Genomic DNA, 17,661 nt, shown 5'->3' with positions numbered 1-17,661 from the left:
TCATATTTAAAATAACTATTTGGGATTGCTAAAATACTTTAGCAATAGCCCCTATTCCAACCTAATAAAACAGTCAATATAAAAAATTCAATCTATGCACACAGCTAAATATTTAACCTATGATCCAAACATCATTATGCACGTAATCTTCCACTTGCGGATTGGTAGAAGCAATGTTTGTAGCCAATATAGATGGTGCAGCACTATTTAAATTTGTATTTGCTGTATCTGTATCAAATTGACTTAGTAAGTTATCAATTTCACCATTACCGGGCAGAGTAAAACTTGAAGTGCGACATAAACCACCTAATTAATTTAAAGGGTTTATGGAGTATATAAAATTGTCATACCATCATCTTAACTTTGAAGATCGTACTGCATTAATGCTTGAGTCAAGAAAAGAAGGCTTTTCACCCAGAAAATTTGCTGAACTCATTAAAAGACATCCTAGTACGATCTATCGTGAGCTTAAAAGAAATAGCATCAATGACGTTTATCAAGCTCAATATGCTTCTGATAACACCTTCGCTAGACGTAGACGTGGTCACAGAAAACTCAAAATCGATTCAATCCTCTGGAAATTTATTGTTGAAGCGATCCGTTGTTTATGGTCTCCTCAGCAAATAGCAAAGCGTTTAAAGAGATTTCCTGATTTGGATCAAACAATGAATGTAAGCCATACAACGATTTATTCAACGATACGAGCATTACCAAAGGGTGAGCTGAAAAAAGACTTACTATCCTGTCTGCGTCATGAAAATAAAAAGCGAAAAGCTAACGGTGAACCTAAAAAAGATTCTATATTACAGGATATTAAAACTATTCATGAGCGCCCAACCGAAGTTCAAGAAAGAAAAATACCGGGTCATTGGGAAGCCGATTTAATTAAAGGTAAAGACAATAAAAGTTCGATAGCAACACTTATTGAACGAAATACACGGCTCTGTATCTTGGCAACATTACCTGATGCAAAGGCAGAATCAGTGCGCAAGGCTTTAACTGAAGCTCTGAAATATTTACCCGCAGAACTGCGTAAAACATTGACCTATGACCGTGGACGTGAGATGTCAGAACATAAAATCCTCGAAGAAGATTTAGGCATAGATGTATATTTCTGTGACCCACATTCGCCATGGCAGAAAGGCACATGCGAAAATATGAATGGTTTAATTAGGCAATATTTACCTAAAGGGATTAATTTAAACCAGGCAGATCAGCATTATTTAAATCAAGTTGCCATGTCTCTGAATACTCGCCCTAGAAAAGCGTTAGATTGGCTTACACCATTAGAGAAATTTGCTCAGCTTGTTGATTATCATAAGGCTTTTGAAACTGTCGCACCTCATGTTTGAATTCGCCCCGTTATCTTCAGATAATAGACTTTCTACATCTATATTCTCTTCGCTCTCAGATACACTTACCTGAGCAACAACAGTAAATTTAAATGCATCACTCATATCACTGGTATTCTTTGCAGCATCCATTTGTGTAAAACTAATACTCTGTTCGCCCAACTCCAGAGGCTTAATTGGGGTAAATGACCACGTTGAATTTGAAGTGACCACCGTCGTTCCAATGGGAATACCATGGTTATAAATGGTTATGGTTGCTCCAGCCTCACCTGTGCCTTCAAACTTAGGTTGACTGTCATCAGTCGTGCTATCAGACGTAATTGAGCCTTTACTGTCCCCAATATCATCAGTCACAGTACGAAGTACAACTTTGTTCGGTGCTACTGTGTCTTTAGTCCCTGTAATCTCCAAAGACGGCGATGCATTCTTTGCCGCATCATAAGCAATCACTGTCGCTTTGTTATTGTTTAATAATGCAGTTGTGAGTGTGATTTCAAATTTCCCAGAAGCATCCGCTTGACCCGTACCCATTACAGTCGTTCCACTCTTAACTTCAATCGTGCTATTTGCTTCTGCTGTACCTGTGAGTTTCTTACCATCATCACTCAATGTTGCTTGAACTTCTTCAGGTGCTAAAGTGTCTAAGCCGAGTTTTAACTCAACGGCTTTAGATTGATTGCCCGCACTGTCCTTCAGCATCAGACTGTATTTCGATGTGTCTGTCATCGCGGGATTTAAAGTGATATTAAAAGTGCCATCACTACCAATCACTTGCTCTGCAATCACATTTTGATTGGCATCTAAAATCTGAACCGTTGTTCCAACTTCACCTTTGCCTTTAATCAAAGTTCCATCGGTGCTTACTTCGATAAGAGGTTGTGCCGGTGAAATGGTATCTTGCCCAACAATCACTTCATAAGCAGTTGACTTGTTCCCAGCTTCATCGACTGCAATGACTTTAGCTTTATCATTTGATGACAAAGGTGGATTTAAATTCAGCGTAAATGTGCCATCCGCTGCAGCGGTAATTGGGCCAGCTAATACTGTCACACCATCTTCTGCATAAACATAAACCTTTGCCTTTGCTTCAGTTTTACCGGTGACGAATGCTCCATCTTCTGAAAACTGTGCTGATTCAACCTCCGGGGCCAAAGTATCTTTAGTGCCTGTTAAAGCCAATAATGAAGAAGAATTCCCTGCTGCATCTTTAGCATAAACATAAACCTTTTCATTATTCACAATGTCGCGGCTTAAACTCAGTTTGTAGTTTCCCGATGCATCTGCTTGGACTTCAGCCAGTACATTATAATTAGCATCAATCACATAAATCTTTGCATTCGCCTCAGTTTGACCTGTGATGACTTTTCCTGCTTCATCTAAAGTACCTTTGGGTGTAGCAGGTGCAATGGTATCTTTAGGTGTATTGTCTTTATCATCATCTTTTTTAAATGCGGTCAGATAAAGCGCTTCGGCTGCAACTAGTGCCAAGCCGCCTTTAATAATATTTGAACTATACCAAGGCGTAGATTCATCAGCTGCTGCCTGAATTGCATTGACTTGTGTAGAACTGATCCAATTCGGACTATTGGCTAAGACATTAATATTGTTTACAGGGTTGTACTGAATCAGCTGACCTTGCTCGTCCAACAACATTACATCGTAATATCCTTGTGGATTACTGAGCACAATTTGGTTTTCAGGTGTTCCCTCTAAATTAAAGAAATTCTCCAAAACGATGGTTTCACCGTTTTTAAGATGAATAATGGCTGAAGTGCCTGAACGTTCAATTGACGCAATACTTTCTTTAGGATGATGAATCAAAACCAATGAATTTTTATTTAAAACGATTTGATTATTTTGTGTATTTTGTAATGGTATAAGATGATCTTTACTATAAACGACGATCTTCGTCATGATGTCCCCAATATTAAAATTTATAAATCCTGAATGCGTTCAAATTAACAAATCTGGCTCAGTAGAACAAATTAAACTCCGTTATTTATACGTAAAAAAGCCAGCAGAACGCTGGCTTTTTAATCATTAATACTGCTTAAAGTTTAGGATCACGCATTTGCACTAAACTTGAGTTAGCTTTACTCAACGTTTCCATGACTTTATTCATGACTGCTGGGACAATTGAATCCGCCATTTGAGCCGCTTGTAAACCAAGTTTCTCACCAAGTGTCGGTTTTTTACGAGTTTCAATCACATACACATCATGCTGTGGAAGCAGTGATAATAAATATTCATCTGAAGTTTTTAAGCTGTCGACCAAGTTTAAATCAAGGGCATCTTGACCATACCAATGCTCACCAGTTGCCACTTTTTCAACATTAAGCTGTGGACGATATTTTTCAACAAAGTGCTTAAACAGTGCATGGGTTTGTTGCAGTTCTTCTTCAAACTTAGCCTTACCTTCTTCGGTGTTTTCACCAAACATCGTCACGGTACGTTTGTACTGACCTGCGGTATACAGCTCAAAGTCGATATTCTTTTCTTTGAGTAGACGATTAAAGTTAGGTACTTGTGCAACCACACCAATAGAACCGACCACTGCAAACGGCGCAGATACGATTTCATTAGCAATACATGCCATCATGTATCCACCACTTGCAGCAACTTTATCGACACAAATGGTCAAATGAAACCCTGCATCACGTAAACGAACCAGTTGTGCAGCAGCCAAGCCATAGCCATGCACCATGCCGCCGGGGCTTTCAAGACGAACCACTACACGGTCACGACCTGATTTTGCAGTGGCTAAAATGAGGGTAGTTTCTTCACGCAGTTGTTCAACAGCAGATGCTGCTGTATCACCTTTAAAATCGAGGACATAAATTTTTTGATTATTCTTTTTACGTGCACGTGCTTCTTTAGAAAGTTGTTGAGTTAACTGTAATAACTCTAATTTTGATGCCGTCGTTTGCGCGATTTTTTTACGTTGTTCGTTGATGCGGGCATTGAGATGCGCAATACGAATTTCAGCAGGCAATTTTGAAGTATGAAATAACATAAAAAATCGATTCTCAATTTAATTGGGTTTATGTCTTCTAGATTAGGTCAATTTGGCATTTTTTCAACTCTGTTCACAGAATTATCTCGAGAAGCTTTGAATTTCAAATGTAGGTAGTGCCGATTGACCTCTTCAATAGATAATAAACGTAGGAACAAAGGAAACTGAGCGTAATAAAGTAGACCTATGATTAAGGCATTGATTGGCCACCATGTCAGTATCCAAAAACTTGATCCTCGACTTCCTACAAAAGGTGTCACCCAAATATACATCGCAATTGATCCATATATACATGCACCAATGATCAAATATTGAAACCATTTATTTTTTAAAAAGTACTTCAAGCTCGAATCATTCAGTTTTTGCTGACCTGAACTTTCACTGTCGGAATTTTCCACAACTTGTTTTAATTTAAATTGATGCTCTGCATATGCTTTGATGTAAGCGTTCCATTTTCTTCGAAAAGTTACCGTTTTATTGAGTTGTTTGAACCTGAGATAAATCATTGGCAAGATAAAAATAGAAGTGACTACATACACATCATAGATCCAGCGATGATAATTGGTCATACCCTGACTTTGTGATGTTGGAAACCAGCCCTCATGTGCAAAGAATATCGCCATAATAATACTTAGCGCGACCATCAAAGCACTTATATAACGTGGGAAATATACCGAACCAAATAATGATTGATAAAGTTCTTTAAGCGCTTGTTCAACAAGCCTACCTTCCTCTTTGGTCAAATGATAACTGCGCATATGAAATAGGACTTATCGTTTAAATTTTATGCTTAGCATAACAAAAAAACAGAATCTTAAGATTCTGTTTTTAAAATGTTTCTTGAGCAATCCATCTTAACCGAATCGACCAGTAATATAGGCTTCTGTGAGCTGATGATCAGGTTGGGTAAAGACTTTCTCTGTCGCATTTACTTCAATTAAATTACCTAGGTGGAAGTAAGCGGTACGATGAGAGACACGTGCTGCCTGCTGCATGGAATGAGTCACAATGGCAATGGTATATTGCTGTGAAAGTTCCGTTATCAGCTCTTCAATTTTAGCGGTAGCAATCGGGTCTAGTGCCGAACAAGGCTCATCCATTAAAATCACTTCAGGCGATACAGCAATCGTACGTGCAATACATAGACGCTGCTGCTGCCCGCCCGACAGCCCGGTTCCGGGTTGATTCAAACGGTCTTTCACTTCATCCCACAGTCCTGCTTTTCTTAGGCTATTTTCTACAATCTCTTCTAAGTCGTATTTATCTCGAGCTAAACCATGTAACTTCGGGCCATACGCAACATTATCAAAAATAGATTTTGGAAATGGATTAGGCTTTTGAAAGACCATACCGACTTGCGCACGTAGCAGTACAACATCTAGACTAGGATCATAAATATCCTGATGGTCCAACATTACTTGACCTGTAACACGGCAGCCATCAATGGTGTCATTCATACGGTTGAGCGTACGTAAAAATGTCGATTTACCACAGCCCGATGGCCCAATAAAGGCAATCACTTCATTTTCATAGATATTCAGATCAATACCTTTAATGGCTTCTGCTTCTCCATAGTAGACATGCACATTTGAAGTACTCATTTTAACATCACGTTTGATCTCTTTTCTTTGTTCTGTCTGTACATCAAATTGTGAAATAAAAGAAGTCGCAGGCTGCTCTATGTCTTGAGCATCACTGTCTTGTGTCGAGTGCGGCATGGTGACTTGATCCTTTTCTAAAGCCTTCAATATATCTGTGGTTTTCATCATTCTGTCTCCCCTACCAACGAACTTCAAATTTCTTACGTAACCAAATGGCCAAACCATTTAGTCCAATCATGAGTGCAAGTAATACGATGATGGCTGCTGCGGTACGTCCTTCAAAAAAGTTACGCAATTCATTGCCTTGCCATAAAAAGATTTGCACAGGAAGTGCGGAAGATTGATCAAACGGTGTCGCAGGTACACTTGCCACAAAGGCGCTCATACCAATAAGAAGTAGAGGTGCAGTTTCACCTAGTGCCTGTGCGACACCAATAATCGCTCCGGTTAAAATACCTGGAATGGCTAGCGGTAATACATGGTGAAATACCGTTTGTAAGCGTGATGCACCAAGACCCAAAGCGGCTTGACGAATAGAAGGTGGAACGGCTTTAAGTGAAGCACGTGTCGTGATAATAACTGTTGGCAGTGTCATTAGACTCAAGACCAATCCGCCAACCAATGGTGCAGAAAGTGGTAAATGCATCCAACCAATAAAAATCGCAGCACCCAGTAAACCAAATACAATCGATGGGACAGCCGCAAGGTTATTAATGTTGACTTCAATAATGTCAGTGATGACATTTTTAGGCGCAAATTCTTCTAAATAAATGGCTGACGCCACACCAATTGGAATCGAGATAAAAATCACGATCATCATCATAAATAACGAGCCCATAAAGGCGCCCGCCAAACCTGATGTTGCAGGTGAACTTCTAGAGTCAGGGCTAGAAAAGATATTAGTATTGAAACTATTTTCAATGATATTAGTTGCTTTTAACTCATCTGCAATGGTGCGAACTTCAGGACTCAATTGTTGCTGATCATCGGCTAACTCACGATTAATATTGCCTTTTAACCATACATCCACATTGGCATCTGCCAAAATTTTAACGGTCTTTGTTTGTCCAATTAAACGTGGATTCTCTGTCACCATATCTCGAATACGATATGCTTCTGAGCTGGTATAAATAGAAGATAACTCATCGCGCTGAGATTCTAGTTTAGGTGATTTAGCAGTCATGGCATTGATGATCAGTTGATCCCAATCCACCATGCCAACTTGCGTTTGCCAAGCAATATAACGCTGTTCAAATTGAGCGGGTGTTTCTTGGGATTTTTTTATGGGCTTCGGTGCAATATCAATGACTTTTGGATCGAAGTAGACTGGTAAACTCATGCTACTTTGCCAAAATGCAGGCAGACCCTTTGCCAAAATACTGCCAAATAACAGCACAACAAAAAATAAACCTGAAATCACTGCACTCAACCCTAAGCATCTAAAGGTTTTTTCTTTACGATGGCGTTTAGACAAAGAACTTTGGATAATTTGTTTACGTTTTTCGCGTCGCTCTTGAGCCAACTTTGACTCAATCACTTCATCAATCGGTGTCGTTGTTTGAGATGTTGTCATTAGTCATATTGCTCGCGATATTTACGCACGATCATCAGTGCAACAATGTTAAGTCCCAAGGTAATTACAAACAGCGTAAGTCCTAATGCAAAGGCAACAAGGGCTTGTGGACTGGCAAAATCAGTATCCCCTGTCAGTTGATTGACAATGGTAATGGTCACTGTCGAGACCGCTTCAAGTGGATTGATGTGCAACAAGGGGCTATTTCCTGCCGCCAAGACCACAATCATGGTTTCTCCAATTGCACGCGATGCAGCCAATAGAAAAGCACCAATAATTCCTGGTAATGCAGCAGGAATCACAACTTGGCGAATGGTTTCTGATTTGGTCGCACCCAGTCCAAGGGAGCCATCTCGCATCGCACGTGGGACTTGAGTAATGATGTCATCTGAGAGTGACGATACAAAAGGAATAATCATAATGCCCATGACAAAACCGGCGGTTAGCGCACTGGTCGCATTAATGTCTAAACCGATACTGGCACCTAAGGATTTGGCAAAGGGTCCAATGATCATGAGCGCAAATACCCCATAAACAATTGTTGGAATACCTGCCAATATTTCAATAGTTGGTTTTGCCCAAGTTCTAAATTTCGGAGATGCATATTCCGCTAAATAAATAGCAATCATTAAACCGACAGGAATCGCGACAAGTAATGCAATGCCACTAACCATGAGCGTTCCCCATAGTAAAGGCAATAAGCCATAACTGCCTTCAGCATTACCTGTGGTACTAAAACCAGGATCCCACACTGTGCCAAAGAAGAAGCTGATGGGATTCACGAAGCTGAAGAAACGCATCGCTTCACTAAACATCGACATGACAATGCCAATGGTGGTGAGAATGGCTACACCAGAACAAAGTGCCAAGCCGATGTTCATGATTTTCTCAACATGATTGCGGGCACGATATTGCGCACTGATTTTTCGCTTTGCCCAAATCAATCCCATAATTGCCACTGTTAAGACCACTACTAATTTTGCATATTGAGCAAGTTGACTGAATCTAGCCAATTCAGCTGCAGCTTGTAACTCATAAACCTGAGCTTGATCATTGACTCCAAAGCCTGAAGCGATGGCTTGCACACGATCAATCAATACACTCAAACTTGCTGGATCTAGACCTGCAATTAATTGTGCCGGCACATGATCTACAACAATTTGTTTTAATAGGAATGGTTCAACAATATTCCATACCAATAAAATGAGAAATGCAGGTAAACCACACCATAAAGCGACTAATGCTGCATAATATTTTGGACGCGAATGTAGTGCAGCAGAGTTTTTGCCGACACCTGCCAAGCTCTTACTCTTGGTCAGTCCAATTTGATAAGCAATCGCAATCAGTGCCAACAACACACCAATGAGGAGTAAATTCATGTACTCTCCAATTTATTTAGATCGGGCAAATGCTGCTCAATCAAACATTTGACCTCAAATATCATCCACGATGAAGCGAGCTTCATCATGGACGTGCTATTACGCTTATTTAACGCTTTTGCCTGCTTTAAAATTGGCAAGAATTGCAGCACGGTCTTTATCAGATAATGCAATCAAACCTGCTTTATCCAATTTCGATCCTTTTCCAGAGACTTTTTTACTGAGGAAATATTCAGAAAATTCTTTCAGACCTTTGATAGATTTGAGATGCTCACCTTTCACATAAATGTAGAGTGGACGAGATACTGGATAAGCACCATTTAAAATGGTTTGTTCTGAAGGAATGACATTATTCACGGTTGCAACACGCAATTTGTCACGGTTTTGATCATAGAAACCTAATCCAAAAACACCGACTGCATGCGGAGACGTTTTTAATCGAGCAAGGGTCTCTGTGTAATCACCTGAAATTTCAATCACGCGACCATCTTTACGGAAGCTCGAGCAGACTTTCTTTTGTGCATCTTTATCTAAAGCTTTAATTGCAGCATACGTTTCACAACCAGCGTCCACCATTTTCTCCTGGAAGACTTCACGCGTACCATGATTAGAAGCAGGAATAATGAGTGTAATTGCTTCATTCGGTAAGTTTTTATCGATTTGATTCCAACGTGTGTATGGATTTGGCACCATTTTGCCATTGGCTGGTAACTCAGCAGCGAGGGCTGCATAGACATGTTGTGGACGTAATTTGTATGCCGCTTTTTTTGCATTTGAAGCAAAAACAATACCGTCATAGCCAATCTTCATTTCAAGAATCTGATTTACACCGGCTTTTTTACATGCGTCTAATTCGGTATTTTTAATTTTTCGCGATGCATTAGCGATATCAATTGTATTGTCACCCACGCCTGCACAAAATTGTTTTAAACCACCCGATGTACCGCCAGAGCCAACAACAGGGGTTTTAAACTGCGGGAAATTTTGACCAAATTCTTCTGCGACAATACTGGCATAGGGTAAAACTGTAGATGAGCCTGCGATTTGAATGGTGTCGCGTGCTGCATTTGTAGTGGTTGCTGCTGCCCCAATCACTGCGGTGGCAAGTGCTATTTTTATCAATTGCATTGTGTATCTCTCTTTTTAAGTCATATGAGTACGCAACATGGATTTTGTTATGTACTTATTTCGATACCAGCATTTTGATTTTAGAATATGACAAGCAAGTTACGGGTTTATGACAGTTTTATGATTTCTCAAAACAGAATCATTTTTTAAATATTATTTATATTTATCATATATTTAAAATTACCGTAATTACAAACACCCCTACCAATTGACGCATAGCAGATGTAAGGAAATTTATATTTTAAAAATAAAATTAGATGAAATGACATACTTTTGATTAAAAAAAGGCGCTCGATTGAGCGCCTTTTTTACACAAACAATCGATTAATCAATTGCAGGTGTATATGTACCATCAGCAATTGAACCTTTAATACGATCAGCTTCTGCAAGCACAAGTGCCAGCAAGTTCTTCACGTTGTCTAAAGTCGCAACCGGGCTTAAAGTGGTCATCTTCAATGATTGAACTTGACCGACTTTGGTTACACCGATATTCGCTTCACCACGTGCAAACAATTCGTCCGCCACGTTTTGGTTCAATGTATCGAGTAATTCTATTGGATAACCTTTAGGAATTACACGGAACAATACCGAAGCAAATTGTGGTGCAACCAACATTTCTAAACCGTCCGTTGCATCAATATAAGCTGCAACATCACGGGTTAAACCCACACCGTGATCAATCATAGAACCGTAAAGTTCTTCACCGAGTGCTTCAACCGTCATCCACAATTTCAACGCATCAAAACGACGAGTTGTTTGCAGTGATTTCGATACAAGATTCGGTACACCGTGCTCTTCATCATAAGCCGAGTTTAAGTACTCCGCTTCATAATGCATGAAACGATAGTTCGCTTCATCTTTCAGCAAGAATGCGCCACATGAAATCGTTTGGAAATAATGCTTATGGAAATCTAGCGTCACTGAGTCAGAAAGCTCGATCCCATCTAGCATAGAACGATAGTCATTCGAAAGAATTAACGCACCACCCCATGCTGCATCGATATGCATCCATGCGCCATATTTGTTGGTGATGTCACGAATTTCTTTCAATGGATCAATCGCACCTGCATCGGTAGTACCCGCAGTTGCCACCACACATGCCACGATCTTACCTTCCGCTTGAAGGTGCGCCATGGTTTTCTCAAGTGCATCGACATCCATCTGTGCGTTGTCGTTCACAGGAACGGTTACCACAGATTGGAAACCCATACCCATCATCGCCATATTCTTTTGCACAGAGAAGTGCGCATTTTCAGAACAGATGACTTTGACGTTACGCATCGCTTCCGCAGGCACGCCATCACGCTGAACAGACCACGGATTACCGTTTTCGTCTTTCCAGTTTTTCGCGATGCATGCATCACGCGCAAGTAATACACCCATCAAGTTAGACTGTGTACCGCCAGAGGTGAATACACCTGCTTGACCTGCACCGTAGCCGACTTTTTGGCGAAGCCAGTCAATGAGCTGAACTTCCATCAATGAACCTGCAGGGCTTTGATCCCATGAATCCATCGATTGGTTAGTGGCATTAATCAGCACTTCTGCAATTTGGCTGGTGACCATCGTCGGGCAGTGCAAATGCGCTAAAGAATGCGGGTGATGTACTTTTAAGCTTTTATTGAGGAAAAGCTCAATCATACGATCAAGGGACTTTTGTACACCTAAACCCTCTTTCGAAGGATTGAATGCAATTACCGAGCGCAGCTCTTTAATGCTACCGCCAGTGTACATTTTGTCATTTTGCAACCATGCAGAGACAGCTTTTACAGCTGAATCCATTGCTGACTGATAGTCAGCAATGGATTGTGCATCATTGCAGAATAACGCTTTACGATGTTCTGCAAAATCAACCATCTTACGCACCTCGAGTTGCAACTAGTGCTTCAGCAAGAGCTTTCTTGAAGCGAACAATGACTTCTTCGCATTCAGCTTGGTTGATGATCAGTGGACAAAGTAGACGAATCACTGTGCCGTTACGACCACCTTTTTCTAACAACAATTTGTTGTCAAAACAAGCCGCCTGAATTGCTGCTGCTAACTGACCATCACCTGGTAATGAGCCCATGTGATCTGCTTGTTTACGCTCATCTACGATTTCAATACCGATCATGAGACCACGACCGCGCACATTACCGATACACGGGAATTCAACCGCTAATTTTTTCAATTCAGCTTGTAAGAAATCACCACGCTCTTGCGCGTTTTGAGCCAAGTTTTGCTCTTTAATGGTTTTGATCGTAGCAAGACCCGTACCCATCGCAAGTTGGTTACCACGGAAAGTACCCGTGTGACCTGCTGGCTGCCAAGCATCAAACTTACGTTTAATACCGAGTACTGCAAGTGGTAAGCTACCACCCACTGCTTTTGACATCACCACAACATCAGGTTCAATGCCTGCATGTTCGAAGGCAAACATTTTACCTGAACGACCAAAGCCAGCTTGTACTTCATCTAGAATTAGTACAATGTTGTGCTTTTCAGTCACTTCACGGATTTTTTTCAACCATTTCACAGGTGCAGTCACCACACCGCCTTCACCTTGAATCGCTTCAAGAATCACAGCTGCAGGTTTGGTTACACCGCTTTCGACATCTTCAATGAAGTTTTCGAAATAATAGGTTAATGCATCAACACCCGCTTCACCGCCAAGACCTAATGGGCAACGGTATTCGTGTGGGTAAGGCATAAATTGTACACCTGGCATCAAGCCATTTACGGCATTCTTCGCAGACAAGTTACCTGTCATTGCGAGTGAACCGTGTGTCATACCATGATAGCCACCGGAAAAGCTAATCACAGAACTACGACCTGTGTACGTTTTTGCTAATTTAATTGCTGCTTCTGTACCATCTGCACCAGACGGACCACAGAACTGTAGACAATACTCTTCCTTACCACCTGGTAATTGCTCAAGTAGTGCTTCAGTGAAAGCATCTTTTAAAGGCGTTGTTAAATCCAAAGTATGCAAAGGGAGACCGCTTGCAAGTGTGTCTTGGATACTTTGAATGACCGCAGGGTGATTATGGCCTAATGCCAGTGTCCCTGCCCCAGCTAAACAATCGAGGTACTCTGTACCTTCGACATCGGTAACCCAGCACCCTAAGGCTTTTGCTATCGCAAGTGGAAGTTTACGTGGATAGCTACGAACATTGGATTCCATTTGACTTTGGCGAGTCAAATAGTATTCGTTAGTAGACTTAGTGGCAGAATTTACTGAAGAAACGCTCATATCGAATTACCATCTCTGATATGGGTTAATAAAAATAAGTCGGGGGACTTTCGGTCTTTTGACTCGGTGCTTTATGGATTTCTAGTCAGTTTTAAGAGCTCTTGTGTAATGGCTAACTAGACGGCGGATGATACAGTTTTTTTCAAAAAATAATAGAGCTTTTGCTACTAATTTCCTTTCAAAAAAGATGTTTTTTCTCTAAAAACCGCTCTGCGTTCAAATTATATGCATTTTTTTTAGTAGGACAATCTTTTTATCTCATTTTTTCGGTATTTTCTTAATAATTTTCAATGGATTATTCTCATATATTTAAACGATTAAATGATTCATTCTAAAACTATATTTCTTATTTTTTAGCATTTCATTTAAATTTTTCATTAACAATCTTCAGACAAAGCGTTCTGATATTCAACATGATTCAGTTTTAATATGTTTAGATACACAAAACATTCATCAAGATTCAAAATAATAGGACACAAAATATGCGTCTAGCAGCTTTATCTACCGTTGTACTTGCCTCTGCACTCGCGACTTTAAGTCATGCTGCACCAACCGAACAACTCAATTACAATGTCATTAATTTAAGTGCTGAAGCCAATCGTGAAATCTCAAATGATGAAATGCATGCAGCGTTATATATTGAAAAATCAAACAAACAACCCGCCCAACTTGCTGCCGAAATTAATCAATTGATGAGCTCTGCCGTGGCAATTGCCAAAAAATATCCTGCAGTAAAACTAGAAACAGGCTCTCAAAGCACTTATCCAATTTATGACAATGACAACCGTAAACTCAAAGAATGGCGCGGTCGTGCTCAAGTTAGACTTGAGTCCAAAGATTTTAAAGCGGCTTCACAACTCATTGCAGAACTTCAGCAAAATTTCCAAACTGAATCTATTGAATTTACAGTTTCGGATGAAAAACGAAAAAAGGTTGAAAATGAGCTAATGATCGAAGCTTCAAAAAACTTTCAGCAACGTGCACAAAGTCTTGCACAGGCTTGGAGTAAATCAGGTTATCAGTTAATTAATCTTAATACGAACACCAACAATTATAGTCATCAACCTGTCGCTCGTATGGCAATGATGAAGTCTGCTGCACCTGAAATGGCAATGCCACAACAAGATATGGCAGCAGGTGAATCACAAATGACGATTACAGCCAACGGTTCAATCCAGCTGAAATAATTTTTGATTCAATCTAAATATGAAACCACCATTTTGGTGGTTTTTTATTATGTGATATTTCAATTAAAACATCATTGCTACAATTTCACTCAAACTAAGGTAGGCAATTTATTGGGAAGTGATTAAAGTAAGGCGACTTTCGCGTTATACCAGACTTTCATGTCCATAGAACAACTCAATTTAGACCTTTTCTATCAACTTAATGTCCCTGAACATGCATCTTCAATCATGATGCACTATGCCATGTTTATTGCCCATGACTTGGTTTATCTGATGCTGCTGGGCTTTGTAATTGCTTGGTTTATGGGTAATCGAGAGACGAAAACGGGTATCGTTAAGGCCTTTATTTTTACCGCTATTACACTCAGTATCAGCGAAATACTCTCTGCCGTTTTAAATACGCCACGTCCTTTCGTGATGCATGTCGGGCAGACACTTATTCAACACGATGCAACAGGTTCTTTCCCCAGTAATCATATGAGTATTTTTAGTGGGATTGCCTTTGCCTATTACTTTTCAACCAAGCGCGATGTCGGACGAATTTTATTGTGTGTTGCTTGGCTCGTTGCATGGTCAAGAGTCTATGTGGGTGTGCATTTCCCGATTGATATGCTCGGTGCATTCTGTATTGCGTTAATCGTGAATTTGGCAGGTTTACCACTGTGGTGGAAATATTCAGATCAATTGATGGATGGGATTTTATGGATTCATCAGAAAATATTTGCTGTATTTATCCGTAAAGAATGGATTCGATAATAAAAAAATCCCGCATTTGAGCGGGATTTTTTATACAGCATACAATTAATAAATCGCCATATGGTTACGATGAATCATTTCAAGTGAACGCGCTTCACCAAGAACCTGATGAACTTTATCCGAAGGTAAACCACGAACAATATCAGCAGAGCGTGAACTAAAGTTGACACGACCGACAGCAATACGATGCCCCTCGGTATCGACACATTCAACTACATCACCACGATCAAAATGACCTTCGACTGCTTTTACCCCGACAGGCAATAAGCTACGATGATTTTCTTTAATCGCTTTCACCGCACCATCGTCAATTACAAGACGACCTGCCGTTTGTAAGTGAGCAGCAAGCCATTGCTGATGTGCAGTCATGCGGTCTTTATCGGTCACAAACATCGTACCCAATAATTCACCCGACATTAAACGTGCAAGTACGTTGTCGCTATCACCACTCGCAATCAAAGTTGGACAACCTGATTTTGCTGCCAAGCGTGCAGCACGAACTTTGGTCAACATACCACCACGACCAAATTTACCGCCACCGCCAGCCATATCAAATAGGCTTTCATCCATAGCACGCACTGTGTGGAACAATTTTGCATTTGGATTAGAACGTGGGTCTGAGTCAAACATCCCTTCCTGATCCGTGAGGATAATTAGAAGGTCTGCATGCACCTGACCTGCCACCATAGCAGCCAAGGTATCGTTATCGCCAAAACGGATTTCATCGGTAGATACCGTGTCATTTTCATTAATAACCGGAATCACACGCCAATCGATTAAATGCTGTAAAGCATCACATGAGTTCAAGTAACGACGGCGGTCTGCCAAGTCATCATGAGTCAATAAAACTTGAGCCGTTTGAATTGAAAAACTTTCCAAAACGCTCGACCAAGTTTGAATTAAACCCATTTGACCAATGGCAGCACACGCTTGAAGACTAGGTAGATCAGTGGGTCGCTCTTGCAGTTTCATGCGAACCATCCCTTCTGCTACAGCACCTGATGACACCAAAATAATTTCGTGTCCTTCATTGTGTAGATTTGCAATTTGACCTGCCCAATGGGTGATCGCTGCAATATCTAAACCTTGTCCATTTGCTGTAAGTAAAGATGATCCGATTTTAACGACAATACGTTTAAAACCTTCGAGCTGACGTTGCCCATCCACCACTTCTACCATTTTGTCCTCAGTTACTCTGTCATCAGAGCTTAACGTACGTAATACGATTCTGCTTCGTCTTCGCCATCTTCATCATCTTCGTCATCACCCAAAATACCGGCAAGACGTTGTTGACGACGCATCTCACGATACGCTTCTTTTGCAGCGATGGTTTGTTCACGTGTTTCAGCTTCAAGCTGATCACGGAATGCTTTCATTTCTGCAGCATATTCTGGATCTTCAACTTCACGTTCGCGTTGAGATTCAATTTCATCCATCAAGTAGTACACAACATCTTTAGTACCTTCCGCTGTTAAGCCAGAAGTTTTAAAGACTGGACCTGTCCACTGCATTTCTTCAAGTAAATGGTCACACCATTCATCACGAGTTTCTGCAGGTAATTGATCGACTTTGTTCAAGACCAATACGATTGGCAATTTAGACAGCGTTGGAGAGAATTTCTCAAGCTCAGCCAAAATTGCTTTTGCATTGTAAGCAGGGTCTGAACCATCCATTGGTTGTACATCAACGATATGCAACAAGATACGTGTACGTGCCAAATGTTTCAGGAAGCGAATACCAAGACCCGCGCCTTCTGCCGCACCTTCAATAAGTCCTGGAATATCTGCCATAACAAATGAACGATGACGATCGGCATCGACCACACCTAGGTTAGGCACCATGGTGGTAAATGGATAATCTGCTACTTTTGGTTTTGCTGCAGATACTGAACGAATGAAGGTAGATTTACCCGCATTTGGCATACCCAATAAGCCAACATCCGCAAGCACTTTAAGCTCTAAACGGATTTCACGGTATTCACCTTTGGTACCATGGGTAAATTTACGCGGCGCACGGTTAGTTGATGATTTGAAATGAGTATTACCCAAACCGCCTTCACCACCTGCTGCCACAAGTACGCGTTGACCATCTTCAATTAAATCGCCGATGATATCGCCAGATTCAGTATCTACAACGGTTGTTCCAACTGGAACTAATAAGATGGTGTCTTCACCACCACGGCCTGCACAGTTCGCCCCACGACCATTTTTTGCGCGTTCTGCACGGTACTTACGTGTATAACGATAATCGACTAGGGTACTGGTATCGTTGTCGGCTTGAACGTAGATGCTACCGCCACGACCACCATCACCACCATCTGGACCACCAAATGGTACGAATTTTTCACGGCGAAAACTGGCTACGCCATTGCCACCGTCGCCAGCCTCTACGGTAATGACTGCTTCATCAACAAAGCGCATATTGCCAATCCTCTAAAAAC

At 40.8% G+C, this 17,661-nt stretch carries 14 protein-coding genes; 3 read left to right on the top strand and 11 right to left on the bottom strand.

Translation table 11 applies throughout. The annotated features are described in order from the left end of the window. The first annotated feature begins 326 nt into the window (after positions 1-326). Positions 327-1,352, top strand: coding sequence for an IS30-like element ISAba125 family transposase (locus A3K93_RS04335; protein ID WP_081408510.1), 1,026 nt, complete (start codon positions 327-329; stop codon positions 1,350-1,352). On the opposite strand, the gene A3K93_RS04330 is transcribed toward A3K93_RS04335, so the two are convergent. The 9 genes from A3K93_RS04330 to A3K93_RS04290 form a co-directional block, all read right to left on the bottom strand. Then, the gene (locus A3K93_RS04330) at positions 1,287-3,266 is read right to left on the bottom strand and encodes an Ig-like domain-containing protein (protein ID WP_067729270.1); all 1,980 of its coding nucleotides are present in this window, start codon (positions 3,264-3,266) and stop codon (positions 1,287-1,289) included. The two genes, A3K93_RS04335 and A3K93_RS04330, sit on opposite strands and share 66 nt — an antisense overlap. 136 nt (positions 3,267-3,402) lie before the next feature. Next, on the bottom strand, positions 3,403-4,365 hold the full coding sequence (gene sohB / locus A3K93_RS04325) for a protease SohB (protein WP_067729268.1): 963 nt from the start codon (positions 4,363-4,365) through the stop codon (positions 3,403-3,405). Between the two features lie 47 nt (positions 4,366-4,412). After that, the gene (locus tag A3K93_RS04320; protein WP_067729266.1) at positions 4,413-5,123 is read right to left on the bottom strand and encodes a hypothetical protein; all 711 of its coding nucleotides are present in this window, start codon (positions 5,121-5,123) and stop codon (positions 4,413-4,415) included. A 96-nt stretch (positions 5,124-5,219) separates the two neighbouring features. Further along, entirely contained in the window at positions 5,220-6,083 is an 864-nt protein-coding gene (gene pstB, locus A3K93_RS04315) for a phosphate ABC transporter ATP-binding protein PstB (protein WP_171255087.1), read from the bottom strand. Between the two features lie 61 nt (positions 6,084-6,144). Continuing rightward, a complete protein-coding gene (pstA, locus tag A3K93_RS04310) occupies positions 6,145-7,539 on the bottom strand; it encodes a phosphate ABC transporter permease PstA (protein ID WP_067729265.1) in 1,395 nt (464 codons plus the stop codon). Continuing rightward, positions 7,539-8,918, bottom strand: coding sequence for a phosphate ABC transporter permease subunit PstC (gene pstC, locus A3K93_RS04305; RefSeq protein WP_067729263.1), 1,380 nt, complete (start codon positions 8,916-8,918; stop codon positions 7,539-7,541). The genes pstA and pstC overlap by 1 nt, the downstream gene beginning before the upstream one ends. 105 nt (positions 8,919-9,023) lie before the next feature. Then, complete coding sequence (locus A3K93_RS04300) at positions 9,024-10,046, bottom strand: substrate-binding domain-containing protein (protein ID WP_067729261.1); 1,023 nt, start codon at positions 10,044-10,046, stop codon at positions 9,024-9,026. A gap of 324 nt (positions 10,047-10,370) precedes the next feature. Beyond that, entirely contained in the window at positions 10,371-11,903 is a 1,533-nt protein-coding gene (locus A3K93_RS04295; protein ID WP_067729259.1) for a pyridoxal phosphate-dependent decarboxylase family protein, read from the bottom strand. 1 nt (position 11,904) lies between these two features. Next, a complete protein-coding gene (locus A3K93_RS04290) occupies positions 11,905-13,278 on the bottom strand; it encodes a diaminobutyrate--2-oxoglutarate transaminase (RefSeq protein WP_067729257.1) in 1,374 nt (457 codons plus the stop codon). 482 nt (positions 13,279-13,760) lie between these two features. On the opposite strand from A3K93_RS04290, the gene A3K93_RS04285 reads away from it, so the two are divergent. Next, positions 13,761-14,465: an SIMPL domain-containing protein gene (locus A3K93_RS04285; RefSeq protein ID WP_067729255.1), complete on the top strand. Its 705-nt coding sequence runs from the start codon at positions 13,761-13,763 to the stop codon at positions 14,463-14,465. Positions 14,466-14,624: 159 nt separating this feature from the next. Continuing rightward, on the top strand, positions 14,625-15,221 hold the full coding sequence (locus A3K93_RS04280) for a phosphatase PAP2 family protein (protein ID WP_067729253.1): 597 nt from the start codon (positions 14,625-14,627) through the stop codon (positions 15,219-15,221). A 45-nt stretch (positions 15,222-15,266) separates the two neighbouring features. Here A3K93_RS04280 and proB read toward each other — a convergent pair whose 3' ends face one another. Both proB and cgtA read right to left on the bottom strand, forming a co-directional pair. Beyond that, positions 15,267-16,400 carry a glutamate 5-kinase gene (gene proB, locus A3K93_RS04275; RefSeq protein ID WP_067729251.1) on the bottom strand — a complete coding sequence of 378 codons (1,134 nt, stop codon included), beginning with the start codon at positions 16,398-16,400 and terminating at the stop codon, positions 15,267-15,269. A gap of 29 nt (positions 16,401-16,429) precedes the next feature. Then, on the bottom strand, positions 16,430-17,641 hold the full coding sequence (gene cgtA, locus A3K93_RS04270) for an Obg family GTPase CgtA (RefSeq protein WP_067729249.1): 1,212 nt from the start codon (positions 17,639-17,641) through the stop codon (positions 16,430-16,432). Positions 17,642-17,661 lie beyond the last annotated feature (20 nt).

Origin of the sequence: Acinetobacter sp. NCu2D-2 (genome assembly GCF_001647675.1) — a bacterium.
Classification (GTDB): Bacteria; Pseudomonadota; Gammaproteobacteria; order Pseudomonadales; family Moraxellaceae; genus Acinetobacter.
This window is presented reverse-complemented; position numbering and strand designations above follow the sequence as displayed.